We start from the raw sequence: 25362 nt of genomic DNA, 5'->3' as shown, positions 1-25362 counted from the left end.
GGCTTGGGGGCGTCGGGGGTGGTGGGGTTCTGGTCTTCGGTTGCCATTGCAGTCCTTCTAACGGTTGGAACGGGAGAACGCAACCACCTCACAGGCATCGCGTTCAGAGCGATATGTTCGCTCTGCAAGTAAGAGTCCCGTTCCGGCCGATTCGTCACAAAAAAGTTTGAGAAAGTTTTCAGACCCATGACCTCACCACGGAAGCAAGGCCTAGGAGTCGTCGCGGACGAGATCCTCGTCGAACGTGCATCCCAGGGCGATCCGGCTGCGTTCGAGGTGCTGATCCGCAGGCACGCGCCGCTCATGCGCGCGTATGTCAGCCGCATTGTGGGGTCACTCAGCGAAGCCGACGACGTCGTGCAAGAGTCCCTTTACACCGCGTGGCGGCGCCTGCCGGAGCTACGTGATCCGACGGCGGTGAAAGCCTGGTTGATGCAGATCGCCAGCCGGCAGGCGTTCAAACACCTCCGCCGCCGCCCACCCGAAGATCCGCTTCCCATCCTGGAAACAGCCCACCCGCTCGATACTCAGCCGGAGGACGTCGCGATCCGAAACGCTCAGCTCCAAGCCCTCGCCGGGGCGTTGGACACCCTCGCCCCTGACCTCCGGCAAGCCTGGTTGCTGCGGGAGATCGCCGAGCTCAGTTACGACGACATCGCGAAACAACTCGACATCCCCCGCACAACCGTCCGCGGGAAACTAGCTAGAGCACGCGCGTCTATCTACGCGCAGATGGAGGAATGGCGGTGACTGACACGACACCCCGCACGCTGGACTGCGGAAAGACCATCGAAGAGCTCAGTGACTACCTCTCCGCTGACCGCATCCCCTACGACCCGTCCATCGAGACCTGCCCGGAATGCCTCAACGCCCTCCAGGCACTCACTGGCGTGTCGCAGCTCAGCCGAGACCTGCTCGCCCATGACGCGGCGAATCTTCCCGCGCCGCCGGCGAACTGGATGGAGCAGATCATGTCGACCATCCATGACGAGGTCCGCGCCGGCAGGTCGGTGCCGCTGCACCACCCTGACCCCCGCGTGATCCTCACTGTCACCGAGGGGGCACTGCGCGCCCTGATCCGCAGTGTTGGCGACACCGTGCCCGGAATCATCATCGGAAAATGCCAGTTCGACGGGGACGTCGAAACCGCCGGGGCACCGGTCGATGTCACCGTGACTGCCAGCATTGCCTGGAAGTACCCGATTCCCGAAGCCGTCAGGGAACTGCGCGACGCTGTCCGGGACGCACTGTCCACCCACAGTCACCTGAACATCATGTTGATCAACGTCACGGTCGAAGACCTGCACGGTCACAACACCACCGAGGAGATGCCATGAGCAACGACATCGACACACCCCTCTCCCCTGACGCCCTGGACCCGGACACCCTCACCGCGGCGGTGCTCGAGATCGACGGCGTCCTCGACATCTACCCGCCGGCACCCACCCTCACACAGGCGCCCCAGCTGGTCGCCGCTCTGATAACGGGCGCCCCATCCCGGATCAATCGGGTCGACGTGCGAAGCGACGGAACCGCGCACACCCTCACTGCCCGAATCGGCACCCATCGCCACACCCCCGCACCGCAAGCCGCAGCCCACGTGGCGGACGCCCTCCTCGCCCGCATCCCCGACGGCCACGATGCGACCGTGACCGTCCAGATCTCCCGCATCGCCTAAGACGAGCCGCGTGCCTTGTTGCCCACAGCGGCGTTGGAATTCACCGACGACACCCTCCTGTTTGCCGCAATCGGCGTGATGACCCTCGCCGCAGCCCTCCTCCCGCGGCTGCTCGGGAAGCTTCCCATCTCGGTCCCGATGGTGTTCCTCGCCGCGGGCATCATCGTGTTCGCCCTTATCCCCGACCTCCCCGACCCGCACCCGAGCGATCACCCCGAGATCACGCTGCGTTTGACGGAGATCTGCGTCCTGGTCTCCCTCATGGGCGCCGGTCTTGCCATCAACCGGCCGTTGCGCTGGCGAACCTGGTCCACCACCTGGCGGCTGCTGGCCATCACCATGCCGCTGTCCATCGCCGCCGTCGCGATCCTCGGATGGGTGGGGCTCGGACTCGGAGCCGCCAGCGCTCTCCTCCTCGCCGCAGCTCTCGCCCCCACCGACCCCGTGCTCGCCACCGAGGTGCAAGTCAGCGAACCCGTCGACGACGAGAACGCCGACGACGAGGTGCGGTTCGCGCTCACTTCCGAAGCCGGCCTCAACGATGGCCTCGCATTCCCCTTCACCTATGCCGCCATCGCCATCAGCATGGTCGGCCTCGCCCCGTCAGCGTGGTTCACCGACTGGTTCCTCATCGACGTGCTGTGGAGGATCACCATCGGCGTCATTGCCGGCATCGGCACCGGTTGGCTTCTGGGCAGACTGTTCTTCTCCACCCGTCTCAGCGGCAAGAAAGTCGTGGACCAAGCCGAAGGATTCGTCGCCATCGCCGCGATCTTCCTCGCCTACGGCATCGCCGAAACCGCGGAAGGATACGGCTTCATCGCCGTCTTCGTCTGCGCCATCACCATCCGGGCATCAGAACGAGGACACGGCTACCACCAAGTCCTCCACAAGTTCGTCGAACAAATCGAACGACTCCTCACCATCGCCGTCGTCGTCCTCCTCGGCGGCGCTGTGGCCCGCGGTCTGTTCACCGACATCGGCTGGATCGAAATCCTCGTCGCCCTGATCATCCTGCTCATCATCCGCCCCCTCGCCGGATGGATCGGGCTCACACCCGGAAAAACCGGGCCCCGAGAACGAAGCGTCATCGCATTCTTCGGCGTCCGCGGAGTCGGCTCCCTGTTCTACATCGCCTACGCCACCCAGAACGGATACTTTCCCGACGGCGACCGCCTTTGGTCCATCGTCAGCCTCGTCATCGTCTGCTCCATCATCATCCACGGACTCGCCGCCACCCCCACCATGCGGCTCATCGACGCGACCCGCCACCGAGCCAACCGCCGACGCGGCGGCGACCACACCAACATCGCCACCACTCCCGTATAGACCGGGCGTCCCGTGTCGATCACCAAAGGTGACCCCTTATTCCGGAAGTAGGCCCCACTGTCGGATTCCCTCTGGATGCATCTCAAAAAAGTACAGCTTTCTGAGACATCGGCCAGATGCCGGCTGCGTGATCCCCGCTCTGTGTGATCCCGGGTCGGCCTCCGTCTCAACAATGCGTCTCACCGGAAAGTGTCTCAGCGAGATGACGCGGAGGGTCTTGCGAGGCACAATGGCTGAGTGAGACTCCTTGGATACACCCGCGTGAGCACGGCCAATCAGGATGCGCAGCTGCAGCTCGACGCCCTCGTGATGGCCGGCGTTCAGAAGCGCGACGTGTTCGCCGATGTCACCTCTGGCAGCAAGACGGCCATCGAGCGCCGCGGGATGAAGAAGCTGCTCGAGCACGCAGAGCCCGGTGACACCGTCGTCGTCTGGCGAGTCGATCGCCTCGGCCGCTCCCTCATCGACGTGTTGAACACGGTGAACCTGTTACGCGAGCGCGGTGTACACGTGCGTTCCGTCTCGGATGGGATAGATCCAGCGACGTCGACGGGCCGGTTGATGTTGAACATGCTCGCCACGCTCGCTGAGTACGAGCGTGAACTGATCGTCGAGCGGGTGAATGCCGGGATCGCCGCAGCCAGGCAGAGTGGCACCCGCTTCGGTCGACCACTCTCGGACCCAGCGGTGATCGCCGACAAGCTCGCGATCGCCGCCGATGCCCGAGCAAAGGGGCGTACCGCCGAAGATGCAGCACGGCTCGTCGGGTGGAGTCGCGCCACGCTCTATCGCCACCAGCAAGCCCTCGCCGGCCGCGAGAGCACCACCATGTAGCGATGTCATGAGCGGCGAGGAGCGGTGGCGGATTCTTCGACTTCACGTCGAAGACCGGATACCTCTCACCGTTCTTGCCCGAGAAACCGGGATCGGCCTGCGCACGCTGCAACGCTGGCACCAGCTCTACCAAGAGTGCGGCATCACTGCCCTCGACCCTCAACCGAGAGTCGACGCTGGGACTCGTCGCACGGCGGGCGAATTGGTTGCGTTCATCGAGCACCTCGCGTTGACCAGGCCGAGGCCGGCACTCACGACGCTGCATCGCCTTGTCAGCGCAGAAGCAATGCGGCAGGGCCTGACGGTGCCCAGCTACGCCACCGTCCGAGATATTGTGCAGTCCCTCGATCCGGCTCTCGTGACGCTCGCCCTGGATGGACCCGCGGCTTATCGCGATCGACACGAGCTGGTGTACCGCCGCCGAGCCGACCGCCCCAACGAGATCTGGCAGGCCGATCACACCGAACTCGACATCCTCATCACCAGTGCCGCGGGCGGAAGGTCGGATCGGCCCTGGCTCACGATCGTGATCGACGACCACTCACGCGCGATCTGCGGCTACACCGTCTTCACCGGCGCCCCTTCCGCGATGAACACAGCCCTCGCGCTCCGGCAGGCGATCTGGCGGAAGACCGACCCAACGTGGGCGATGTGCGGCATCCCCGACGTCCTCCACGTCGACCACGGCTCCGACTTCACCAGCCACCACCTCGAACGCACCGCCATCGAGCTGCGCATCCGGATCATCCACTCCACGGTGGGCCGGCCCCAAGGCCGCGGCAAGGTCGAACGCTTCTTCCGCACCATCAACACCGAACTCCTCGCCACCCTCCCCGGACATCTCAGACCCGGCGACAGAAACCCTCACGCCACTCTCGACCTGGCGGCGCTCGACCACACCATAGGCGCGTTCATCGCGACGTACAACGCGCGACCACACCGCGAGCTCGGAGTTTCGCCTCGGGACGCGTGGGTCGCGGACGGCTGGCTTCCGCGAATGCCCGAGAGCCTGGAACAACTCGATGGTCTCCTGCTCACCGTCCCGAAGAATCGGGTCGTGCAGCGCGACGGTATCCACTTCCAGGGCCAGCGCTACCTCGCCCCGACACTCGCACCTTTCGTCGGGCACACGATCACGATCCGCTACGACCCGCGCGACATCTCCGAGATCCGCGTGTACGACCGAGACACCTTCGTCTGCGTTGCCGTCGACGAAGCCCACCCCAATCTCCGCCTCAGCCTCCGCGACATCGAAACCGCTCGCCGAGCCCGTCGCCGAGAACTCCGGCACGCGATTAATGACCGCATCCCCACCGCCGTCACCCGCGAGGAGCCGCGCGACGTCGCGCCGCCTCCGCATCGTCGGCGGCTTCGCACCTATGAAGAGGACGAGTGATGAACCAGGCCTTCATCGTCACCAAGGAGCACCGGCGCTTCACCGAGTTCGCGAACGCCGTCCGCAAAGAGAAAACCATCGGCATCTGCCACGGCGACGCCGGCGTCGGCAAGACCAACTCCGCCCGCCGCTACGCGAACTGGGACGCGCTCGAGCCTTACATCAACACGTGGGGACCTCGCGGCGACCACGACGCCAAGTACTACGCCCTCGCCAACCGAGCCCGCACCGTCTTCTACACACCCGAGGTCCTCTGCAGACCCAAAGACCTCATACACGACATCGAGCGCTGGCAGGCGAAGATCGAGATCTGCGCCGACGAACACCTCCGCTCACGGGAGACCGAACCGACCACCACGGCGATAGGCATGTCTCACCTCGTCGAGCTGCTCATCATTGACGAAGCCGAAAGGCTCACACCGACTGCGCTCGAGATGCTCCGCGACCGCCACGACCGCGAACACCTCTCCATGATCCTCATCGGCATGCCCGGAATCGACCAACGCTTCCGCCACTACCCACAGCTCTACAGCCGACTCGGCTTCTCTCACCACTACCGTGCTCTCGGCCGAGAAGAACTTCTCTTCGTCCTCGACCGCCACTGGAAACGCCTAGGCCAACAACTCGACCCCGAAGACTTCACCGACGCACAAGCCATAGCCGCGATCGAACGCATCACCCGCGGCAACTTCCGCCTCCTCGAAAGACTCTTCCCCCAGATCGCTCGAGTGCTAAAGATCAACGGACTCGAAACCGTCACCGACGACGTCATCGAAGCTGCGGCCAGCATCCTCGTCATCGGCAACTGACGGCACAAAACGATCACGGAATACCGCCACTGAGCGATCAACACCACAGCGTGCCGTCGTTCCTCTCGATAAGTAGCGGTGGTGTCCGGTGAGGGTTCCCCTTACGGGCACGCGATCTGGGCTGACGCCTGTGACCGAGTGTTCAGTGCGCGCTGTATAGTTCAGTCCATGCTGACTATTGCTTCGCGTCTCGACGTGATGAACCGCCTGGGTCGTGCACTGGCCGACCCCACTCGATCCCGGATCATCTTGACCCTGCTCGACCATCCCGCTTACCCGGCGGAACTGGCCCGAGATCTGGACCTGACACGCCCGAACGTGTCCAACCACCTGGCATGCCTGCGCGATTGCGGGATCGTCGTCTCCGAGCCCGAGGGTCGTCGGACACGATATGAGATCGCCGATTCGCACCTGGCGCAGGCGCTGACGGCACTGGTCGATGCCACCCTGGCAGTGGACGAAGACGCCCCGTGCATCGATCCCGCCTGCTCGCTTCCCGGATGCGACGCAGCTGGGGAGGGCGCATGATCCTCACCTCGGTCTTGCAGGCGATGGGCCTGTTCGCAGCGACCAACATCGACGACATCATCGTGCTCTCCCTCTTCTTCGCGCGAGGGGCAGGCCAGCGCGGCACTACCGCCCGCATTCTGGCCGGCCAGTACCTCGGATTCGCCGGCATCCTCGGTGCCGCGGTCCTGGTGACCATCGGTGCCGGAGCATTCCTGCCCTCGGCAGCCATCCCGTACTTCGGTCTCATCCCTCTGGGCCTCGGCCTCTGGGCCGCATGGCAGGCCTGGCGCGGAGACGATGACGACGATGACGACGAGGCCAAGGTTGCCGGCAAGAAGGTCGGCGTGTGGACAGTCGCAGGCGTCACCCTCGCCAACGGCGGAGACAACATCGGCGTCTACACCCCGGTCTTCCTCAGCGTGGAACCTCTCGCAGTAGTCGCCTACTGCATCGTCTTCCTCGCGCTCGTCGCGGTCCTGGTGGCCCTGGCAAAGTTCGTCGCCACCCGCCCCCCGATCGCCGAAGTGCTCGAACGCTGGGAGCACATCCTCTTCCCCATCGTTCTCATCGGCCTCGGCATCGTGATCCTCGTCAGCGGCGGAGCCTTCGGACTCTAACGTAGCGGCAGCGATCCAAACGGCCCCGACCGGGCGCACCCCTCTCGGTTCAGACCGCGACACCTACCTGCAGCCAGTCCTGCGTGATCGCGGCAACAAGACCGCCACGGAGCGCTGCAAAAACCCCGCCACCAAGCGAACGAAGTCACAGCCGACTGCACGACACGCCGGTCGCGCACCTGCCGAAACCCCCTGCCGGAACCTGTCGCGCCGAAACGGTCCGCCCGACCTTTTAGGCAGGGTGAGAACGAAACGCGAATACCGACAAGTTTCGTGAGACAACCGGCAGTTTCGGCAGCGCACCACTCACCCGCCTTTCCGGGGATGTTCTGTCTCACCAACCGACAACTCTCGTGAGATCGGACACGCCTGTGTCCGATCTCACGAAAAGTGTCGGAATCTCAGATCGCGTGTCGTCGTGTCGCGTGAGGCCTGACTGGGGCGGTGGTCGTCAGAGGGGCGATGCGGTCAGTGCTCTGTGGCAAGCGCGTCGATGCCGTCGCGAAGGGCTGTCACCCGAAAGTCAGGGAATGCGGTGCGGAACTTCGCGTCGCTGAAGATGTTGTCCTGGTGGTAGCGGGGCAACAACTCACCCATCTCCCGGGCCGCGGGTGAGATGCGACCGGCGGCGCGAAGCGCCCAGCTGGGGAGGATGATGGCTTTTTTTGATGTTCCGAACGCCTGGTCGGCCGTGGCGATGATCTCGCGATATGTCGGGTGTGCGGCGTCCACCGGGAGATGCCAGGTCTGACCGTACGCATCGGGCGTCGAGCCGAGCGCGGCGAGCGCGCGGCTCGCGTCGGGCGTCCAGATGAGGGAACGTCGTGTGTCGGCCCGGACGGGGATAAGTGGGCGCTTACCCTGCTTCACTCTGTCGAACACGAGTGAATTCGTGAATCCCTGTGTGCGTTCGGGTCCATAGAACTCCGGGGCCCGGGCGATGAGCGTGGGCATCTCGCCGCGGTCGATCTCATCGAGCACCATCTGAGCCATGCGTGCGCGGACGACGCCTTTGCGTCCAACGGGGTCGAACGGGGTGTCCTCCGTTTGGACGCGGGCGTCCTGCGGGTACATGTATGTGTTGTCGAAGTAGACGAACTTCGCCCCCGCGGTCCGGGCGGCGTCGAGCGCGTTGCGCAGCATCGTCTCGAACTGCTCCTCCCACAGCTCTGTGTCAGCGGGCAGGCCTGCGGTGAAGTAGATCACGTCACTGCCGACCGTGGCGTCGGACGTCTGCGTGGCGTCCGTGAGATCGGCCGATGCCGTGGCGTCGTCGGCGTTCACGGCGTGGGGCCTGCGGCTCACGAGTCGCAGTTCGTCCGTGCCGTGGAGCGCGCGTGCCAGGCCGTTCGCGATCTGGCCACCCGCTCCGAGAATCGTCTGCATGATGTGTCCCCAATCGTGTGTCGACGTGTTATGTTAGCACCGTTCACATCGAGGAGTGCGGAATGACCACCTACCACCATGGCAATCTGCGTGAGGCTCTCGTCGAGGCGGCCATCGAGAGCATCGAAGAGGGCGAAGAGCTCTCGATGCGCGCTGTGGCTCGTCGCGCCGGGGTGTCGACAGCGGCGCCGTACAGACACTTCGCCGACCGGACGGCCCTCGACTCCGCGGTCGCCGTTGAAGGGTTCCATGACATGGGCGCTGAGCTGCGCGCCGTCGTCGAAGAGGATGGGCCCGACGTCGTGGCAGACCTCGCCGTGGCGTACGTGTTCTTCGCGCTGCGCCGTCCCGCCGTATTCCGCCTCATGTTCGGGAATGAGTGCGACCCCGAGAACGCCGACCGTGTCCAGGCGTCGACCGCGCTGCACGACCTGCTCGCCGGCGTCGCCGCGCGGCTGTATCCGTCCTCCAATGCCGACGCGCTCTCCACGGCGCTGTGGAGCATGGCGCACGGCCTCGCCTTCCTGCACCTTGACGGGAAGTTCCGTCCTCACCCTGAATCCGACGTGGAGAACCGCGTTCGGACCACCTTCGCCGTCGTCACGGCGGCACTCTGAGATCCCTAGGGGGAATCATGACGAAGCGCATCCTTCACGTCGTCACCAACGTTTCGCACTACGACGACCCGACCGAGCACCAGACAGGCCTCTGGCTCAGCGAACTCGCCCACGCCTGGGAGGTGTTCGCCGAACGAGGGTATGAGCAGAAGATCGTCAGCCCGCACGGTGGCGCCGTGCCGCTCGAACCCCGCTCGCTGAAGTTCCCGAACTATGACAAGGTCGCCCGCGCCTGGCACAACGATCCGGCGAAGATGGCGCTGCTCGAGAACACACTCAGCCCCGATGAGCTCGACGCGGCCGACTTCGACGCGATCTACTACACCGGCGGTCACGCCGTGATGTACGACTTCCCCGACAACGATGGCCTGCAACGCCTCACGCGCGAGATCTGGGAGCGTGGCGGCGTGGTGTCGTCCGTCTGCCACGGCTACTGCGGCCTGCTCAACGTGAAGCTCACTGACGGCTCGCTGCTCGTCGACGGACGCCGCCTCACCGGCTTCGCCTGGCAGGAAGAGGTGCTCGCCCGGGTCGACAAGCTCGTGCCGTACAACGCCGAGGAGACGATGAAGGAACGCGGCGCTCTGTACGAGAAGGCCAAGCTGCCGTTCGTGTCGTACGCCGTGATCGACGGCAATCTCGTCACCGGTCAGAACCCGGGCTCGGCGAAAGAGACGGCGGAGAAGGTCGTGCAGACGCTCGGGGCGTGAGGGACGGCGGCGCTCGGACTGTGCAGATCGTCCGAGCCTCATGAACGCCCACCAGTATCGATCGTCTACGGCAGCACTCCCGGGCCGCCGGTCGACCACACGACACGCTGGCCGCGCGCCTACCGAAACCCTGCCGAAAACCCGCTGCACCGAAACTGAGCGACCGACGTATTAGGCAGGTTGAGGGTGAGGCGTGATCTTTCCGACGCGCTTCGTGAGACAACAGGCAGCCTCGGCGGCAGATCAGACGCCCGTCTTTCCAAGGGCGTTGCGTCTCACGGTCCGACATGTTTCGTGAGATCGGACAGCCTGCGAGTGAGCGATCGGAAGCTGACGTCCCAGATGTACTCGAGCGGTCCTTTCCGGAACCGGCGGGACCAGAGGTTCGCGAAGAGGACGACGATGCCGGCGATGCCGACGAACATCACGAGGGTTCCCACGAGTGGGTCGAGCGTCGTCGACAGCGGCGAGTGACCGATCAGCTGCTGCGCGACTCTCCCGAGGATGTTCTGCAGCACGTAGCAGCTCAACGCCATCCGTCCGACGAGGGAGAGTTGCCGCCCGACGAACCCGATGGGGTGTCTCTGATAGAACGCGGCCATCAGGGCGAGGATGCCGAAGGCGACGAAGGGAGCGGAGAGGAACCGGTCGAGCCCGAACTGGTCCTGCGCGAGGAAGAAGGTGAGCTCCAGCAAAAGACCGATGCCGAGTCCGATGATCATGACCCACCTGCGCAGGCGTGCCCCTCGCGGTTCGAACAGCCCGTGGCGATACAGGATCGCGCCCAGCGTGAAGAGCACGAGCCCGAGCGAAAGGATGGACCCGGTGTCCGTGCCGATGGTGAGGTCGGAGAACACGGTCAGTGAGTTCGCCTGCACCGTCGCCCAGTACCCCGATTGGCCGCTCGAATCGCCCGCGTCTCCCGGGAACACGAGCCCCGGGAGCATGAAGGTGCCATCGGCGGTGAACAGCGGCATGAGCATGAGGGTGATGTGCGCGGTCAGTGCGACCCCGATGAAGATCCACTGGCGCTTCTCGGGCAGCAGGAGCACGAAGGCGACCACGAAACCGAGGATCGCATAGGCCCGGAGCACGTCGAACTGCACCACGAAGATGTAGTTCAGCACTCCGTCGAGGAGCAGGAGCCCGAGGCACTTGCCGTTCGAGGCGGCCGACAGCAGGTCATCCCACCAGATGTCGATGACCCGTTCGCCGAAGAACGCGCGGAACAGCCAGATGTTGCTCGTGAGGGTGCCGATGATGGCCACGCCGCGGATGACGTCGAGCGACGCGATACGGGCGGGATATCGGCTGTGGGTGGAGAGCGGTCAGTCGCCCCGGACCAGGCGTGGGACGAGCGCCACCATCACGACCATGACGATCAGTTCCACCATCGTCTGCGTCACGACGATGAGCGGGGCGATCGCGAAAGCATTCGGAAGAGCCAGTGCCAACGGCAGCACCACGAGCGAGTTGCGGGTGACGGCGCTGAACACCACGGCACGCCGCCCCGGCGCATCGAGTCGTGCGACGCGTGCCGCCAGGGCTCCGAGCGGCCCGACGATCACGGCGAATCCCAGAAAGAGCGGAACCGTCACGAGCACGCCGGCCCATGCATCGCCGAGGTCCGCCACCTGCGAGGCGACGACGGTGGACAGGGTCAGCATCATGAGCGGCACCATTCCCCCTGCCGATCCCTGCTCGACGGCCCGAGCGAACGCGTGTCTCCTCGCCGTCAGCTGCGTCAGCGCGGCCAGCCCGAGCGGCAGCACGATCAGGAGGAGGAACGCGTCGACGAAAGGGCGGGCATCGAACGAACGCAGAACGCCCGGCCCCATGATGAGGGAGACGTAGACGGGGAGCAGGAGGATCTGCACCAGCATGAGCAGTGGAGTCGCCGCCAGCAGCCGGGCGCGGTCGCCACCGGCGAGGCCGGTGAACACGATCACGTAGTCCACGCAGGGAGTGAGCAGCACGAGCAGTACACCGAGGAGCACGGCTTCGTCGGTGGCGACGAACCTGGTCAGGCCGAACACCACGAGCGGCACGACGGCGAAGTTCACGATCAGCAGCGTGACGAGGAAGCGCCAGTCGGTGAAGGCCCGCCCGACGCGAGAGAAAGGCACGCTCAGGAACGTCGCGTAGAGCAGCAGGCCCAGGGCAGGGGTCATCGCAGACTCCCACCACGGAGCACTCGCAGGTGCCCATAGACCGATCGCGGCGCCGACGACGATGGACGTCAGGTACAACATCACCTGGTGCCGCTCGCCCCATGCCGTCAGCTCGCGCATCACCACCTCCAAGACCCTGTTTTTTCACGGCGATTACGCGGGATGCGATACATTGCAGTGTAGGTAGAACTTCAGGCTCTACTACATTTGCGTGCTCGAGCGGAGGACAAGGCAGTGGCACTCTCAGGCGGACCCCTCGAGCGCAGGTCGATGAGCGATGAGGCCTACAACCGGCTGCAGGACGCGATCATCAGCGGTGAGCTGCGCCCGGGAGAGCGGCTGCGTGACTACGAGCTCGCCGAGCGTCTCGGAACCTCGAAGACTCCGATCCGGCACGCTCTCGACCGACTGGCAGACCACGGCCTCGTCGAGATGCAGCGCAACCGCTACACCCGGGTCGCGCCGATCGACCTCGATCAGGTCCGCAACGCGGTCGACCTCTTCGGAGACATCTGGATCGGATCGGTGCGCCACGTGATGCCGCTCATCCAGGATGACGATCTCGCGTACCTCGCCGAGCTCGCGGATGAGATGTCCGCCGCGATCAAGTCGCGCGACGTCGCCGGCTTCGGTGTCGCGCTGCGAGGCACGGCGACGGGCTTCGCGCGCATCGAGGGCAACGCCTCGCGGGCGGTCATCATCGAACGCCTCGGGCCGCAGATCCGCCGGTTCGGTCAGCACGCGAGGGATGCCTTCGACTGGGAGGGCGTTGGTGGATTCGTCGACTCCCTGCGCAGCGCGATCCTCGAGCGCGATGCCGCGGAGACCCGGGCCGTGCTCGTGACGTTCTTCGATGAAGTGCTCCCCGCGATCATCGATCGCGCCGAGGAGCAGGAGCTCACCCGGCCCGAGATCGGGGACTAGCAGCTCCCGCATCGATCGCCGACGCTCCTTCCTCGCTCGGAGCGGGACGTTCCCGGCAGATCCACAGGAAGCGCAAAGGGTGTTCTCCTAATCTGGGGGAACCCAAGGGGAGTACTCCGACACGGTGGGGTCGTCATTACGGATGCATGTCGCATCCCGGGCCACCGGTTCCATGTTCCATGGAATGGAGAAGACTTTGGCGGTACTGTCGTACCCCGAGTCTGGAGCCCGAATTTGGACGTCACCCCCCTGATCTGGATCATCACGATCGCCGTCACGATCGCGTTCTTCGTCTACGAGTTCTTCGCGCACGTGCGCACGCCGCACGAGCCGACGATCGGTGAATCGGCCCGCTGGTCGATCTTCTACATCAGCCTCGCGCTGCTGTTCGGTGTCGGCATCGGCGTCGTCTCCGGCTGGACGTATGGCGGCGAGTACTTCGCCGGCTACCTCACGGAGAAGGCGCTGTCGATCGACAACCTCTTCGTCTTCCTCATCGTGATGACCGGCTTCGCCGTGCCGAAGAAGTACCAGCAGAAGGTGCTGATGATCGGCATCGTGATCGCGCTGATCCTGCGCGGAATCTTCATCGCCATCGGCGCGACGCTCATCGAGAACTACTCCTGGATCTTCTACCTGTTCGGTGCTCTGCTGCTCGTGCTCGCCTACCGTCAGGCGTTCAGCGACCACGAGAGCAACCCGGCCAACGGGCGGTTCATGACCTTCGTGCGTCGTCACCTGCCGGTGAGCGAGGACTACAACGGCGACCGCCTCACCGTCGTGAAGAACGGCAAGCGCTTCGTCACTCCGATGCTGCTGACGATCATCGCGATCGGTTTCATCGACCTCGTGTTCGCGGTCGACTCGATCCCCGCGATCTACGGCCTCACCGACCAGGCGTACATCGTCTTCACGGCGAACGCCTTCGCGCTCATGGGTCTGCGTCAGCTGTACTTCCTGATCGGCGGGCTGCTCGAGCGGCTCGTCTACCTTGCTCAGGGCCTCGCCGTCATCCTCGCGTTCATCGGCGTCAAGCTGGTCCTGCACGCGCTGCACGTCAACGAGCTTCCGTTCATCAACGGCGGCCAGGGCGTCGAGTGGGCCCCCGAGATCCCGATCTGGTTCTCGCTGCTCTTCATCGGCGCGACGATCGCCGTGGCCACCGTGGCCAGCCTGATCAAGACCCGTCGCGTCCCGGCCTCGGGCCACGAGGTCTCATCCACCGAATCCACCACCCACACCAACAACACCACCGACAACAAGGAGCATTCTTGAGCGCGCAGCGCTGTTCTGACTCTTCGGACTCTGACAGTACGAGCGCCCGGTTCGTCCCGGGCGCTCACCCCACCACAGACGAGGCGGCCCGCTGATGGGCGACCTGCTCTGGAACATCGCCCTCGTCCTCGCGTTCGTGCTGATCGGCGGTGTCTTCGCTGCGACGGAGATGGCGCTGGTCACGCTGCGTGAGAGTCAGATCAACGCCATCGGGCAGCGCGGTCGTCGTGGAGCGAAGGTCGCCTCCCTCGCTCGCAATCCCAACACCTTCCTGTCCGCGGTGCAGATCGGTGTGACCGTCGCGGGCTTCGCCTCGGCGGCATACGGTGCGACGTCGATCGCGCCGTCCCTGGCACCGGTTCTCGAGTCGTGGGGGCTGACGCCCGCCCTCTCGCTGACCGTCGCGACGCTCGTGCTCACCCTCGTGATCGCGTACCTGTCGCTGGTGCTCGGCGAGCTCGTGCCGAAGCGTCTCGCGATCCAGCGCAACGCGCAGTTCGCCTACGCGGTCGCGCCAGCCCTCAACGAGTTCGCGACGATCATGCGTCCGGTGATCTGGCTGCTCTCGGTCTCGACCAACGCCCTCGTCCGGCTGCTCGGAGGGGATCCGCACAAGACCAGCGACGAGATGACCGACGAGGAGGTGCGCGACATCGTGGCCAGCCACCAGGGGCTCCCGGATGACGAACGACGCATCCTCGACGACGTGCTGTCCCTGCGCGGACGCCAGGTCAGCGAGGTCATGCGGCCGCGCCCCGAGGTCGTCGCCCTCGACGAGGCCGCGCGGGTCGGAGAGGTGATCGCGCAGGTGCGCGACCTGCCGTTCTCGCGCTACCCCGTGTCGGAGACCTCGATCGACGACATCACCGGGTTCGTGCACGTGCGCGACCTGTTCGAGGCTGCCGCCGACGATCCGACCCGTCCGCTGAGCGCGCTCATGCGCGACATCCCCTACATCCCCTCGACCGCGCGCGTGCTGCCGACCTTGACCCGCATGAGGGCCGAGGGGCATCACATCGCGGTGGTCGTCGACGAGTACGGCGGGACGGACGGTCTCGTCACCCTCGAAGACCTCGTCGAGGAGGTGGTCGGCGAGATCTTCGACGAGTACGACGCGGAGGTGTTCATCTCGGCGGACGACGGCATCGACGGGCGACTCAACCTGCAGGACTTCGAAGAGGCGACCGGGTTGGCGATGCCGCGCGGATCGTCCGACACCATCGCCGGCTTCGTGACCGAGCAGCTGGGACGCCTCGCCGTGGTCGGAGACACCGTGGAGGTTCCCGGTGCGACGATCCAGGTCGCCGAGATGGACCGCCGACGCATCGCGCGCGTGCGGGTCATGACCGATCCCATCGCGGAGTCGGACGCCTGATCCCGCGCCTCCGTCGTCAGGTGCGCGGTGTCAGGGTTCCCAGCTCGTGGAGTCCCTCCGAGAGGACATCGACCAGCAGGCGGGCGTAGCGCCCGTCGGGGTCGAGGTCGGGGTCGAAAACCGTCACGGAGGCGCCGACGGCGCGCGGCGCGAGCTCCCGCAGCAGTGCGGTGAGCTCCGCCGCGCCGATCCCTCCCGGGTCGGGACTGTCGACCGCGGGCATGACGGAGGGGTCGAGCACATCCACGTCGAGCTGCAGCCAGTAGGCCGGCCCTGCCACTGCGGCACACTCCGCGCCGACCCGCTGTGCTCCGCGGGATAGGACCTCCGCTGCCGGAGCAACCCTCCCCAGGACGGCGCGTGCCTCCTGCTGCTGCTCGTCGTCGTCGCGGTGGCCGATGTGCGCGGTGCGGGCGGCAGGGAAGTAAGGGCCGCTGCCGTCGATGTCGGCGATGGCCGGCCAGTGCAGTCCCACCGCCGCGGCGAGGTCTTCCCCGGCCACGCTCGCGCTGTCGGGGTCGTTGCCGGGGTGGCGGAAGTCGGTGTGGCCGTCGATGTGCACGAGTCCGATCCCGCCGCGATGGGCGCAGGCGATGCCTGCACCCAGGAGGATCGAGCAGTCGCCGCCGATCACCAGCGGCTCCTCATCCCTGTCGAACGCCTGACCGATGCGGGCGGCGAGGCGTCGCGCGTGATCGACGATCGCGACCTCGTTCCGCACGTGGCCGGGGGGCCTCGTCGCGGCGTCGTCGACATAGCGTCCGGGGAGGACGACGCCCGAGTCGGTGGCGCCGACCGCGGCGAATCGGCTGAACAGCCCGGCCTCGCGCAGCGCTTCCGGGGCCTTCGCCGCACCCGGAACCGCGCCGGGCTGTGGCGGGCGGAGGCCGAGGTTGGACGGCGCGGAGAGCAGCGTGATCATGGCCTCATCCTGTCGCGGGGGTCGGACACCCGGCACCGTCACGTCGGGAAGGGCACCCCGGTGAGGCGCTCGGCCGCCGCCCACAGCGCCGCGCCCACCTCGGATGAGCGCACCTCCTCCGACGCCGCCACCCGCGCGGGGCTTCCGCGGAACTCGAGCACACCGCCGGGACCCCAGTACTCGCCGTTGAGGACTTCCGCCGATGTCGCAGCATGGACGATCGGCAGCGCCCCGCCATCCTTGCCCTGCACGAGCATCTTGGTCGGTGCCGCCAGCGCGCGGACGATTCCGGGCACCGCCGCCAGGCCGGGGCGCTGAGGGGTGAGCGGGTCGACCGCATAGCCCGGGTGCGCGCAGACCGCCGAGCGGGATGAGCCGCCCCAGCGCCGTGCCAGCTCGAACGCGAAAGCCATCAGAGACGCCTTCGACCGCCCGTACTGCTGCAGTGAGGAACCGGTCCACGGGTCGTCGAGCGTCGCCGGGTCGAGGCGTGCGAAACGGTGGGCGATCGAGCCGACCGCGACCACACGGGCATCCGGAGCGAGCCCCGCCTCGAGCTGTGCGACCAGGGCGAAGTGACCGAGGAAGTTCGTGCCGACCATGAGGTCGTGGCCGTCGCTCGTGCGCGCCGCCCGATCCGCCGCCTTCACGCCGGCGTTGCAGATGATCGCGTCGAGGCGTTCATCCACTCCGGAGGCTGCGTCTGACACGCTTCCGAGCGAGCCGAGGTCGAGTGCCAGCACGCGCAGGTCGGCGTCCGGCACCCGGCTTCTGATCGAGGAGACCGCCGTGCGCGCGCGTTCGGGGGAGCGACAGCCGAGGACGACGCGTGCGCCACGTGCGGCGAGCTGCTCCGCGCACCAGTATCCGATGCCCGCGTTCGCGCCCGTGACGAGAACCGTCCGACCTAGCAGATCCCGAGCCGACGTCGGGGGAGCGGTTTCCATCCCCTCAGCCTAGGTGCCGCCCCTGGGGGCGGCTTCAGCGTGCGTTGTCGTGGTTGTGGTTGTGGTTGTGGTTGTGGTTGTGGTCGTGGTCGTGGGCGTCGTCCTCGAGCAGCATCCCGACCGACGTCGCGCAGGCGTCGCCCCGCCATGCCTCGAGGCCCTCGCGCACCGCGAAGGCGGCGATGACGAGACCGGCGACCGCATCGGCCCACCACCAGCCGAGCAGCGAGTTCGCGACCAGCCCGACCAGCACCGCGGCGGAGAGGTAGGTGCAGATGAGGGTCTGCTTCGAGTCTGCGACCGCCGTGGCCGAACCCAGTTCTCGCCCCGCGCGGCGTTCGGCGAGGGAGAGGAACGGCATGACCGCGACGCTGATCGCGGTCAGAGCGATGCCGATCGTGCTGTGCTCGGGGCGCTCGGCCGTGACCAGCGCAGTCGCGGACGTCGCCGTCACATAGATCGCCAGTGCGAAGAAGGCGATGGCGATCACGCGCAGAGTCGGCTTCTCCCAGCGTTCCGGATCGCGGCGGGTGAACTGCCAGGCGACCGCGGCCGCGGAGAGCACCTCGATCGTGGAGTCCAGTCCGAAGCCGACGAGCGCGGCTGACGAGGCGACGGATCCGGCGGCGATCGCGATGACCGCCTCGATCAGGTTGTAGCCGATGGTGATTCCGACGATCAGGCGGATGCGGCGGTGGAGGGTCTCGCGGCGCGTCGCGGCTGCCGTGGGGGTCATCAGCAGGTGCAGCCTTCACCCGAGCAGCAGTCCGGCTCGACGATGAGCGTGACCCGCATGAGCATGTCGAGGGCTGGAGCGAGGTGGCGATCCGCGAGTCGGTAGCTGCTTCGGCGTCCGTCCGGAACGCTCTCGACGAGCCCGCATCCGCGGAGGCAGGCGAGGTGGTTCGACATGGCCTGGCGTGAGACGCCGAGCGCATCGGCCAGGTCGGCGGGGTATCGGGGCGCTTCTCGCAGTGCCAGCAGCACACCGGCCCGGGTGGCGTCCGAGAGGGCGTGCCCCAGACGGGCGACTGCTGCCGTGTGGGTGAGGGAGGCGAGAGCGGTGGTCACAGCTCAACTGTACAGAAAAGACTGAATTCAAGATATTCTGAATCCAGTCTCCTCGCGAAGATCAGCGGATCGCGTACACCGCGCTTCCGACGATGACGGCGACGACGGTGGTCCAGCCGATGATGGCCAGAGCCTGCCAGAAGAGGATGCGCGCCCTGCCGATGCCGGAAGCCGCAAGCATGGTCGCGGTGAACTGCGTCGGCAGCAGGAGCGGTCCGAGCAGGCTCACCCCGGGAACGCCGTAGCGCTCGAACGCACGTTGGAACTTCTCGCGACGCGCGGTGCCGCGACCAGTGTCGGCCGCATCCGCGGCCGGCTCGTCGATCGTGCCGCCGCCGGCACCGGCGAGCGCCGCGGTCTTGGCTCGCGAACGGTTCACGACGGCCTGTCGGGCTCCGGAGCTGACGATCACTACCACCAGGACGCAGAGGAAGTTGCCCACGATCGCGGCGATCGCGGCTATCACCGGAGAGATGCCGCCGATGATGCCGATGCTCACCGCCCCTTCACCCTCGATGAAGGGGATCGCGCCGGCGAGGGCGACGATGAGCGGCTGCACGAGTTCGGGGACCTGGGCCACCAGGTTCTGGAAGGTCTCGATGAGGTTCATGGGATACTCCCGGTTGTCGGTGCGATCGGAGTCTCCGATGCGATGACTCCAGTCCAGCCGAATGCTCCCTTCGGCGGCAGTGTCGGCCCGTCATCGCTTCCCGGGCAGATCGCACGACGCGTCCGTGACAACTGTCACGGCCCTATCGTGGGGAGCGTGAGCAGTCGTATCGAGCCCCCTGCCCCCGTCGGGCCGAGTCCGGGAGCGAGGCAGTTGTCGCGGGGTGTGACCGCGACCTGGTGGTACACGGCGTCCGCAGTCATCATGTTCGAACTCGCGCTTGTCGCTGCGTGGACGGTCACCACGCTCGCGGTCGACCTCCGGGGTATCGGCGGTGTGATCGTCGGAGGCGGTGGAGTCCTCTGGGTCGCCTCCACGGTCTCGCTGCTCCTCGACTATCGGCATCGTCTGGACGCGGAGCCGGGTGTGCGTTGGATGCGCCTCGGCGCACCGCTCCTCATCGCGGTCGCCTATGGTGCGGCTGCCGGCGGCTTGATCGGGAGCTGGCAGCTCGCCCTCATGCCCATCGTGCAGTCGATCGTGCTGCTGAACTGGCAGCCGGGTGTCCGATACAAGGTCGTCATCGCTGCGACGGTCGTCCTGGCCGCCCTCGCAGTGGTCGACTCGCACCTCGACGTCGCTCCCGAGGTGCCCTTCCTCTTCACCGCCGCCTACACCGTCTTCCTCCCCGTGATGACGGTCACCTCGCTGTGGTGGTGGGATGTCTTGATCACCCTCGATCGCGCCAGGGCCTCCGAGGCTCGGCTCGCCGCCACGCAGGAACGCCTCCGGGTGGCGACCGACGTGCACGACCTGCAGGGGCATCACCTCCAGGTCATCGCGCTGCAGCTGGAGCTCGCCGAGCGTCTGCTGCCGAGTGACGCCGATGCGGGGATGGAGCAACTCCGTGCGGCGCGGATCAGCGTCGACGAGGCGCGACAGGGGACCAGAGACCTCGCGACGCGCTTCCGCTCCGTGCCGCTGGGAGACGAACTCGCCAACGCCCGTGATCTCCTGACGGCGGCCGGCCTCGATGTGGGAGCCACGATCGACGCGGATGCGAACGCCGCACCGGCATCCGCCCTCGGTCCGGTCATCAGGGAGACGACGACGAACGTTCTCCGACACGGCGGCGGACGGTATGCACGCCTCCTGCTGGGTCGCGTCGGCGACGACTGGCGCTATGAGATCGCGAATGATGTCGCGGTCGACGCCGATATCGAGCACGACGGATCGGGCCTCGACGGTGTGCGGCGGCGGATCGAGGAAGCGCGCGGAACTCTCGATGTCCGGCGTGAGGCCACCGAATTCGTCGTCGTCGTCACTGTGCCGATGGGATCGGAGGAGGCTCGATGATCCGGGTGCTGCTCGCCGATGACGAGGCGATGATCCGATCCGCGCTCGCAGCCCTCCTCCGGTTGGAAGACGATATCGAGGTCATCGCCGAGTGCGAGGACGGCGAGCAGGCCGTGGCCGAGGCTCTGCGGCTGCAGCCGGATGTGTGTCTGCTGGACCTCGAGATGCCGGGCCTCGACGGCGTGCAGGTGGCGGAGAAGCTGAACAGGGCGATCGCGACGCGGTGCGTGGTGGTGACTCGACATGCACGCCCGGGAGTGCTGCGACGTGCCCTGGCCTCGGGTGTCTCCGGCTTCCTGCCGAAGTCCCGTGGGGCCGACGAGGTCGCCGCTGTCATCCGCCGGGTCGCGGCGGGGGCTCGCTATGTCGATCCGGAGATCGCCGCCGATGCGCTGAGCGACGAGCGCTCACCGCTCACGGACCGCGAGCTCGACGTGCTGCGTGCCGGTCGGCGTGGGGAGACGACCGGCCAGATCGCACGGGCGCTCTCACTCGCCCCGGGGACGGTGCGCAACCATATCTCCGTCATCCTCGGGAAGCTCTCGGTCGGAACCCGTCAGCAGGCCGTGCTGATGGCCGAGGAGCGCGGCTGGATCTGAGGGCGGATATGCTGGCAGGCATGGGAACAATATGCGCAGCGCCCGTGATGGGGCGCACTCTCGTGTTCCGCGACCGCCGCGCCTGACGGCGCGCTCGCTCTCCGCACGCATCTGCGCGCCGTCCACCGAGATGTCATCGCACCTCGGGACGGGCAGTCCTCACTGACGCTTCTTCGCGTCGTCTCCCTCCTCCGAGGTGCTCCGATTCTTCTTCTGGAGCGCACTCATGCCTCGTTCAATCCATGGCGGCCGTCACGAACTCGGCCAGAACTTCCTCACCCACCGCCCGACCCTGACCCGCATCGCCGCCCTCGTCGGTCGTACCTCGGGCTCGATCCTCGAACTCGGCTGCGGCGACGGAGCGCTCACTCGCGTGCTCGCGGATCTGGGCAGACCGCTCACCGCGATCGACGTCGACGAGCACCGCGTGCACCGATTGCGCAGGGCATTGCCCGGTGTGCGCATCGAGATCGCCGACGCCACACGGCACCCGCTCGATGCGGACACCGTGGTCGGCAACATCCCCTTCCACGTGACGACGCCCATCCTGCGGCGCCTGCTCTCGGGCGACCGCTGGAACGAGGCGGTGCTGCTCACGCAATGGGAGATGGCGCGCAAGCGCGCCGGTGTGGGCGGCGCGACCATGATGACGGCGCAGTCCGCGCCGTGGTTCGAGTTCGCCCTGGAAGGGCGCGTCCCCGCGTGGGGTTTCACACCGCAGCCGAGTGTCGACGGCGGTCTGCTCGCCATCACCCGTCGGGGGTCGCCTCTCGTCGCGGTATCGGATCGGCAGCGGTACGAGGCGTTCGTCCGCGCGATATTCACGGGCCGAGGGGGGAGCCTCGCCGCGGTCGTGGCCGCCGCCGCACGCATCCCTGTGGGCAAGGCCCGGCGGGCAGTGGCGGCAGCCGGGGCGAGGGAGTGTCGCCTTCCCCGTGAGCTGCGCCCGGAGCACTGGGCAGCGCTCTGGCATCAGCTCTGCCGCGGTTGACGTGTCGAGGCCGTCGAGCTGGTCGTGCGCTCGATGGCCTCGATCGGCGGGCGTTCCTCAGCGGTCGAGCACCTCACGAAGACGCGCGGCGAACTCCCCGGGGTGATCGACGAATCCGGTGTGGTCGCCGGGGAACCGGGTCGGCTCGACTCCGAGCTGTTCCCCGAGGGCAGTCGTCGTGCGTTCGCACAGCTGGCCGACCGACTCCCGGCCTATTCCGAGCACGAGGTCGGCCGTGCGCGCTCGCAGTGCCGCCAGGTCGGGTTCCCAGCGCACGCTGGCCGGAAGCTCGTGACGGAACCAGAACTGTTCGTCGGCGTGGTGCTGCGGATCGACCTCGCCGCCGAACCACTGGACGAGCGCCTCCTCGGGCATCGGGATGTTCGCCTGCGCGAAGAAGAGCCTCCAGGCGCCGACGCGGTCGCCGGAGAGCGCCGCCGACCGGAGTTCGTCGGTGAGGCGGCGCTGTTCGACGCGGTCGGGCAGCAGTTCCAGGAGTGGGGGTTCGTGGGCGATGACGACGGATACGAGGTCGCCGTGCGCCTGCAGGACCGCCAGGCTGGTCACGGCGCCGCCGCTGGAGCCGAAGACGGTCGCTGGTCCGCGATCGACGTGCTCGATGAGCGCCGCGAGATCATCGGCGCGCTGCTCGGGGCTGGAGCCCTGCGAGCGGTCGTGCAGGATGCTCCGTTTGGCCCCGCGCGGGTCGGTGGTGAGGACGGTGTGATCGGTGGCGAGCTCGTCGGCGAAGGGAGCGAAGGCGTCGGCATCCATCGGCGCGCCGATCAGGACGAGCAGCGGTCCCTCGCCGCGGAGCTCGTAGTGCAGACGGACATCGGCGAGGTCGAGCGCGGCCGTGGTGGTGTTCATGGGGTGCTCCTTGTCAGCGAGATGGTGATCGTGCCTGGTAAGGGGATGCCACCATCCAGGGTCGCGCCGGAAGCGGCGGGGCGCCATACCCTCTCCCTGCGAGATCGCTCCTCCGCGCCGTGATCGTTCGGCCGGTCTGCGTGTCCGGAACGGGCGGTACTCTCGACGCATGTCGGCTTTCGGAACGCTCGCGACTCCGGTCGGCGTCGTCGGAGTCGTCAGCGACGGTGGGGCGATCACCCGCGTCACGTGGCGGTCGACTCCGCCCGACGGGAGTGTGGTGGTGTCCGAGCCGGGCGCCGATCCGCTGCTCACGGAAGCTCTCGCGCAACTCCGAGCCTATTTCGACGGCAGGCTGCGGTGCTTCGACGTGCCGGTCGACCTCGGCGTGCAGACCGCGGCGACCAGAGCTGTGCTCCTTGCCCTGCACGAGACCGTCGCGCAGGGTGAGACGATCACGTACGGCGGCTTGGCCGCACGCAGCGGAACCGCGGTGCCCGCCAGGGGGATCGGCTCGATCATGGGAGCCAACCCCGTGCCCTTGATCGTCCCCTGCCACCGGGTCGTCGCCGGCGACGGACTCGGCGGCTATTCGGGCGGCGACGTCGGTCGCGGGCTCGAGACCAAGCGTTGGCTGCTGGAGCACGAAGGGGCACTGCCCACCTCGCTGTTCTGAGTGCAGCGCCCGCCTCCGTCATCGCGTCAACTCGACGGGGAACACCCTGCGAGAATGGACGGGCCGAGTCCCGAGCCGAGGAGCCAACGTGCAGTTCATCTCCACCCGCGGCGGCATGCAGCCGCAGTCGTTCAGCGAGACGCTTCTGGAGGGCCTCGCGCCCGACGGCGGACTGGCGGTGCCCGAGGTCATGCCGACCGTCGACGGCGAGACGCTCGAGCGCTGGCGTGCGCTGACGTATCCGCAACTCGCGACCGAGGTGCTCGGGCTGTTCGCCACCGACATCCCCCGTGCAGACCTGGCCAGGATGACGGATGCCGCGTACGCCGACTTCCCCGACGGTGTGGTGCCGCTGCGCGCGATCGACGACGACCTGACGCTCGTCGGGCTCTCCGAAGGACCGACGCTCGCGTTCAAGGACATGGCCATGCAGTTCCTCGGCCAGGTGCTCGAGTACACGCTGGAGCGCAACGACGCGGTGCTCAACATCCTCGGCGCCACCTCGGGAGACACCGGCTCGGCGGCGGAGCACGCGCTGCGCGGCAAGGAGCGCGTCGCCGTGTTCATGCTGTCGCCGCAGGGCCGCATGAGCGCGTTCCAGCGGGCGCAGATGTTCTCGCTCGATGACGCGAATGTGCACAACATCGCGGTCGAAGGCGTCTTCGACGACTGCCAGAACCTGGTGAAGAAGCTCGCCGGTGACCTCGACTTCAAGCGCGCCCAGCACCTCGGCGCGGTGAACTCCATCAACCTGGCACGCATCACGGCGCAGACCGTCTACTACTTCTGGGCCTGGCTGCGGGCGACGGATGCCGGAGGCTGGACAGAGCTGTCGTTCACGGTGCCCTCCGGGAACTTCGGCAACATCCTGTCCGGTTTCTTCGCGAAGCAGATGGGACTCCCGATCCGTCGTCTCGTGCTCGCAGCTAACGAGAACAACGTGCTGGACGAGTTCTTCCGCACGGGCGTCTACCGACCGCGCAGCGCCGCCCAGACCCTCGCCACGTCGAGTCCCTCGATGGACATCTCGAAGGCGTCCAACCTGGAGCGCTTCATCTTCGAGCTCGTCGGCCGCGACCCCGCTCGCGTCGTCGGCGCCTGGGACGATCTGGAGGCGCAGGGCGACTTCGACTTCTCCGCCGACAAGGAGCGCTTCCTCGAAGAGTTCGGCATCGTCAGCGGCACGTCGACGCACGCGGATCGACTGGCGACCATCCGCGCGGTGTACGAGGCGACCGGCGAGGTCATCGACCCGCACACGGCCGACGGTGTCAAGGTCGCCCGCGAGTATGTCGAGCCCGGCGTGCCGATGCTCGTGCTCGAGACCGCGAAGCCCGAGAAGTTCGCAGAGACGATCCACGAGGCCATCGGTGTCGAGCTCGGCTACGCGCCGGAGCTGCAGGAGATGCTCGATGCGCCTCAGCACGTGACCGAGATGGGCGACGACGAGCAGGCCCTGCGCGCCTTCATCGAGACCAACGCGCTGCACTGACTCCACGCGCCCCAGGCCGTCCTCGAGACCCACGCCTGGCGCCGAGACCCACTCCTGCCCGCGTCGGCAGGAGTGGGTCTCGGCGTTGAGCGTGGGTTTCGGCGTCGAGGCAGGTGCGACAAGCGAGGCGAGAAACCCCAGGTGTGCGACCTGCACATCCTCGCGTGATTCTCGTGCGATATGCACATGTCGGGGCC

Annotated in this window: 28 protein-coding genes and 1 pseudogene; 20 read left to right on the top strand and 9 right to left on the bottom strand. The window is 66.9% G+C overall.

All coding sequences use genetic code 11. The features are described from left to right. Positions 1–186 precede the first annotated feature (186 nt). From AX744_RS04895 to AX744_RS04855, 10 genes and pseudogenes are all read left to right on the top strand, one after another. Positions 187–750: an RNA polymerase sigma factor gene (locus AX744_RS04895; protein ID WP_082738402.1), complete on the top strand. Its 564-nt coding sequence runs from the start codon at positions 187–189 to the stop codon at positions 748–750. Beyond that, the gene (locus AX744_RS04890) at positions 747–1337 is read left to right on the top strand and encodes an Asp23/Gls24 family envelope stress response protein (protein ID WP_423794690.1); all 591 of its coding nucleotides are present in this window, start codon (positions 747–749) and stop codon (positions 1335–1337) included. The genes AX744_RS04895 and AX744_RS04890 overlap by 4 nt, the downstream gene beginning before the upstream one ends. Next, on the top strand, positions 1334–1678 hold the full coding sequence (locus AX744_RS04885; RefSeq protein ID WP_061015564.1) for a hypothetical protein: 345 nt from the start codon (positions 1334–1336) through the stop codon (positions 1676–1678). Before AX744_RS04890 ends, AX744_RS04885 begins: the two co-directional genes overlap by 4 nt. Positions 1679–1756: 78 nt before the next feature. After that, positions 1757–3007 carry a cation:proton antiporter gene (locus AX744_RS04880; RefSeq protein WP_061015569.1) on the top strand — a complete coding sequence of 417 codons (1251 nt, stop codon included), beginning with the start codon at positions 1757–1759 and terminating at the stop codon, positions 3005–3007. Between the two features lie 237 nt (positions 3008–3244). Further along, positions 3245–3841 carry a recombinase family protein gene (locus tag AX744_RS04875; protein WP_061015563.1) on the top strand — a complete coding sequence of 199 codons (597 nt, stop codon included), beginning with the start codon at positions 3245–3247 and terminating at the stop codon, positions 3839–3841. After that, positions 3726–3980, top strand: a pseudogene (locus AX744_RS21510) (helix-turn-helix domain-containing protein); the annotation flags it as partial. The gene AX744_RS04875 and the pseudogene AX744_RS21510, both read left to right, overlap by 116 nt. A 219-nt stretch (positions 3981–4199) precedes the next feature. Then, positions 4200–5237: a Mu transposase C-terminal domain-containing protein gene (locus AX744_RS04870; protein WP_331709293.1), complete on the top strand. Its 1038-nt coding sequence runs from the start codon at positions 4200–4202 to the stop codon at positions 5235–5237. Continuing rightward, on the top strand, positions 5237–6046 hold the full coding sequence (locus tag AX744_RS04865; protein ID WP_061015562.1) for an AAA family ATPase: 810 nt from the start codon (positions 5237–5239) through the stop codon (positions 6044–6046). The genes AX744_RS04870 and AX744_RS04865 overlap by 1 nt, the downstream gene beginning before the upstream one ends. A 168-nt stretch (positions 6047–6214) precedes the next feature. Next, positions 6215–6574 (top strand): Cd(II)/Pb(II)-sensing metalloregulatory transcriptional regulator CmtR, encoded by a 360-nt coding sequence (gene cmtR, locus AX744_RS04860; protein ID WP_006590980.1) that lies wholly within the window; start codon positions 6215–6217, stop codon positions 6572–6574. Continuing rightward, positions 6571–7173 (top strand): cadmium resistance transporter, encoded by a 603-nt coding sequence (locus AX744_RS04855; RefSeq protein WP_016997609.1) that lies wholly within the window; start codon positions 6571–6573, stop codon positions 7171–7173. Before cmtR ends, AX744_RS04855 begins: the two co-directional genes overlap by 4 nt. 468 nt (positions 7174–7641) lie before the next feature. Here AX744_RS04855 and AX744_RS04850 read toward each other — a convergent pair whose 3' ends face one another. Next, complete coding sequence (locus tag AX744_RS04850) at positions 7642–8559, bottom strand: NAD-dependent epimerase/dehydratase family protein (RefSeq protein WP_061015561.1); 918 nt, start codon at positions 8557–8559, stop codon at positions 7642–7644. A gap of 62 nt (positions 8560–8621) precedes the next feature. Between AX744_RS04850 and AX744_RS04845 the strand changes: the two genes are divergently transcribed. Beyond that, on the top strand, positions 8622–9176 hold the full coding sequence (locus AX744_RS04845) for a TetR/AcrR family transcriptional regulator (protein WP_061015560.1): 555 nt from the start codon (positions 8622–8624) through the stop codon (positions 9174–9176). A 17-nt stretch (positions 9177–9193) separates the two neighbouring features. Beyond that, positions 9194–9886, top strand: coding sequence for a type 1 glutamine amidotransferase domain-containing protein (locus AX744_RS04840; protein ID WP_061015559.1), 693 nt, complete (start codon positions 9194–9196; stop codon positions 9884–9886). A gap of 275 nt (positions 9887–10161) precedes the next feature. Here AX744_RS04840 and AX744_RS04835 read toward each other — a convergent pair whose 3' ends face one another. After that, positions 10162–11154, bottom strand: coding sequence for a DUF418 domain-containing protein (locus tag AX744_RS04835; protein WP_061015558.1), 993 nt, complete (start codon positions 11152–11154; stop codon positions 10162–10164). A 60-nt stretch (positions 11155–11214) separates the two neighbouring features. Further along, positions 11215–12177, bottom strand: a complete 963-nt coding sequence (locus AX744_RS04830) for an arsenic resistance protein (protein ID WP_061015557.1) — start codon at positions 12175–12177, stop codon at positions 11215–11217. Positions 12178–12327: 150 nt separating this feature from the next. Between AX744_RS04830 and AX744_RS04825 the strand changes: the two genes are divergently transcribed. The 3 genes from AX744_RS04825 (at position 12328) to AX744_RS04815 (ending at position 15631) form a co-directional block, all read left to right on the top strand. After that, entirely contained in the window at positions 12328–12981 is a 654-nt protein-coding gene (locus tag AX744_RS04825) for a GntR family transcriptional regulator (protein ID WP_061015556.1), read from the top strand. 234 nt (positions 12982–13215) lie between these two features. Beyond that, entirely contained in the window at positions 13216–14256 is a 1041-nt protein-coding gene (locus AX744_RS04820) for a TerC family protein (RefSeq protein ID WP_061015555.1), read from the top strand. A 94-nt stretch (positions 14257–14350) separates the two neighbouring features. Continuing rightward, entirely contained in the window at positions 14351–15631 is a 1281-nt protein-coding gene (locus AX744_RS04815) for a hemolysin family protein (protein WP_061015554.1), read from the top strand. 16 nt (positions 15632–15647) lie between these two features. On the opposite strand, the gene AX744_RS04810 is transcribed toward AX744_RS04815, so the two are convergent. The 5 genes from AX744_RS04810 to AX744_RS04790 form a co-directional block, all read right to left on the bottom strand. Next, positions 15648–16553, bottom strand: coding sequence for an arginase family protein (locus tag AX744_RS04810; protein WP_082738400.1), 906 nt, complete (start codon positions 16551–16553; stop codon positions 15648–15650). 38 nt (positions 16554–16591) lie between these two features. Further along, a complete protein-coding gene (locus tag AX744_RS04805) occupies positions 16592–17500 on the bottom strand; it encodes an SDR family NAD(P)-dependent oxidoreductase (protein ID WP_061015553.1) in 909 nt (302 codons plus the stop codon). Between the two features lie 34 nt (positions 17501–17534). Beyond that, positions 17535–18236 (bottom strand): cation transporter, encoded by a 702-nt coding sequence (locus tag AX744_RS04800; protein ID WP_061015552.1) that lies wholly within the window; start codon positions 18234–18236, stop codon positions 17535–17537. Further along, positions 18236–18571 (bottom strand): ArsR/SmtB family transcription factor, encoded by a 336-nt coding sequence (locus AX744_RS04795; protein WP_058630426.1) that lies wholly within the window; start codon positions 18569–18571, stop codon positions 18236–18238. The genes AX744_RS04800 and AX744_RS04795 overlap by 1 nt, the downstream gene beginning before the upstream one ends. 61 nt (positions 18572–18632) lie before the next feature. Then, a complete protein-coding gene (locus AX744_RS04790) occupies positions 18633–19181 on the bottom strand; it encodes a hypothetical protein (RefSeq protein ID WP_058630427.1) in 549 nt (182 codons plus the stop codon). A 156-nt stretch (positions 19182–19337) separates the two neighbouring features. Here AX744_RS04790 and AX744_RS04785 point away from each other — a divergent pair, with 156 nt between their 5' ends. The 3 genes from AX744_RS04785 to erm all read left to right on the top strand — a co-directional run bounded on the left by AX744_RS04785 (position 19338) and on the right by erm (position 22127). Then, positions 19338–20537 carry a sensor histidine kinase gene (locus AX744_RS04785; protein ID WP_061015551.1) on the top strand — a complete coding sequence of 400 codons (1200 nt, stop codon included), beginning with the start codon at positions 19338–19340 and terminating at the stop codon, positions 20535–20537. Further along, positions 20534–21136: a response regulator transcription factor gene (locus AX744_RS04780; protein ID WP_061015550.1), complete on the top strand. Its 603-nt coding sequence runs from the start codon at positions 20534–20536 to the stop codon at positions 21134–21136. Before AX744_RS04785 ends, AX744_RS04780 begins: the two co-directional genes overlap by 4 nt. 226 nt (positions 21137–21362) lie before the next feature. Further along, positions 21363–22127 (top strand): 23S ribosomal RNA methyltransferase Erm, encoded by a 765-nt coding sequence (erm, locus tag AX744_RS04775; protein ID WP_061015549.1) that lies wholly within the window; start codon positions 21363–21365, stop codon positions 22125–22127. 57 nt (positions 22128–22184) lie between these two features. Here erm and AX744_RS04770 read toward each other — a convergent pair whose 3' ends face one another. Beyond that, the gene (locus AX744_RS04770; protein WP_061015548.1) at positions 22185–22997 is read right to left on the bottom strand and encodes an alpha/beta fold hydrolase; all 813 of its coding nucleotides are present in this window, start codon (positions 22995–22997) and stop codon (positions 22185–22187) included. A gap of 169 nt (positions 22998–23166) precedes the next feature. Here AX744_RS04770 and AX744_RS04765 point away from each other — a divergent pair, with 169 nt between their 5' ends. Both AX744_RS04765 and thrC read left to right on the top strand, forming a co-directional pair. Then, positions 23167–23673, top strand: a complete 507-nt coding sequence (locus AX744_RS04765; RefSeq protein ID WP_061015547.1) for a methylated-DNA--[protein]-cysteine S-methyltransferase — start codon at positions 23167–23169, stop codon at positions 23671–23673. An 88-nt stretch (positions 23674–23761) separates the two neighbouring features. Then, positions 23762–25165: a threonine synthase gene (thrC, locus tag AX744_RS04760; protein WP_061015546.1), complete on the top strand. Its 1404-nt coding sequence runs from the start codon at positions 23762–23764 to the stop codon at positions 25163–25165. Positions 25166–25362: the final 197 nt, after the last annotated feature.

The organism is Microbacterium sp. CCH5-D1, from assembly GCF_001557335.1.
In the GTDB taxonomy this organism is placed as follows: domain Bacteria; phylum Actinomycetota; class Actinomycetes; order Actinomycetales; family Microbacteriaceae; genus Microbacterium; species Microbacterium oxydans.
This window is presented reverse-complemented; position numbering and strand designations above follow the sequence as displayed.

Coding starts and splice junctions, on each gene's coding strand:
- AX744_RS04800 (WP_061015552.1), bottom strand. CDS start 18,236: ATGACCCCCACGGCAGCCGCGACGCGCCGCGAGACCCTCCACCGCCGC.
- AX744_RS04780 (WP_061015550.1), top strand. CDS start 20,534: ATGATCCGGGTGCTGCTCGCCGATGACGAGGCGATGATCCGATCCGCG.
- AX744_RS04845 (WP_061015560.1), top strand. CDS start 8,622: ATGACCACCTACCACCATGGCAATCTGCGTGAGGCTCTCGTCGAGGCG.
- AX744_RS04770 (WP_061015548.1), bottom strand. CDS start 22,997: ATGAACACCACCACGGCCGCGCTCGACCTCGCCGATGTCCGTCTGCAC.
- AX744_RS04880 (WP_061015569.1), top strand. CDS start 1,757: ATGACCCTCGCCGCAGCCCTCCTCCCGCGGCTGCTCGGGAAGCTTCCC.
- AX744_RS04765 (WP_061015547.1), top strand. CDS start 23,167: ATGTCGGCTTTCGGAACGCTCGCGACTCCGGTCGGCGTCGTCGGAGTC.
- AX744_RS04855 (WP_016997609.1), top strand. CDS start 6,571: ATGATCCTCACCTCGGTCTTGCAGGCGATGGGCCTGTTCGCAGCGACC.
- AX744_RS04825 (WP_061015556.1), top strand. CDS start 12,328: ATGAGCGATGAGGCCTACAACCGGCTGCAGGACGCGATCATCAGCGGT.
- AX744_RS04895 (WP_082738402.1), top strand. CDS start 187: ATGACCTCACCACGGAAGCAAGGCCTAGGAGTCGTCGCGGACGAGATC.
- AX744_RS04850 (WP_061015561.1), bottom strand. CDS start 8,559: ATGCAGACGATTCTCGGAGCGGGTGGCCAGATCGCGAACGGCCTGGCA.
- AX744_RS04885 (WP_061015564.1), top strand. CDS start 1,334: ATGAGCAACGACATCGACACACCCCTCTCCCCTGACGCCCTGGACCCG.
- AX744_RS04790 (WP_058630427.1), bottom strand. CDS start 19,181: ATGAACCTCATCGAGACCTTCCAGAACCTGGTGGCCCAGGTCCCCGAA.
- AX744_RS04810 (WP_082738400.1), bottom strand. CDS start 16,553: ATGATCACGCTGCTCTCCGCGCCGTCCAACCTCGGCCTCCGCCCGCCA.
- AX744_RS04830 (WP_061015557.1), bottom strand. CDS start 12,177: ATGCGCGAGCTGACGGCATGGGGCGAGCGGCACCAGGTGATGTTGTAC.
- AX744_RS04805 (WP_061015553.1), bottom strand. CDS start 17,500: ATGGAAACCGCTCCCCCGACGTCGGCTCGGGATCTGCTAGGTCGGACG.
- AX744_RS04815 (WP_061015554.1), top strand. CDS start 14,351: ATGGGCGACCTGCTCTGGAACATCGCCCTCGTCCTCGCGTTCGTGCTG.
- AX744_RS04865 (WP_061015562.1), top strand. CDS start 5,237: ATGAACCAGGCCTTCATCGTCACCAAGGAGCACCGGCGCTTCACCGAG.
- cmtR (WP_006590980.1), top strand. CDS start 6,215: ATGCTGACTATTGCTTCGCGTCTCGACGTGATGAACCGCCTGGGTCGT.
- erm (WP_061015549.1), top strand. CDS start 21,363: ATGCCTCGTTCAATCCATGGCGGCCGTCACGAACTCGGCCAGAACTTC.
- AX744_RS04840 (WP_061015559.1), top strand. CDS start 9,194: ATGACGAAGCGCATCCTTCACGTCGTCACCAACGTTTCGCACTACGAC.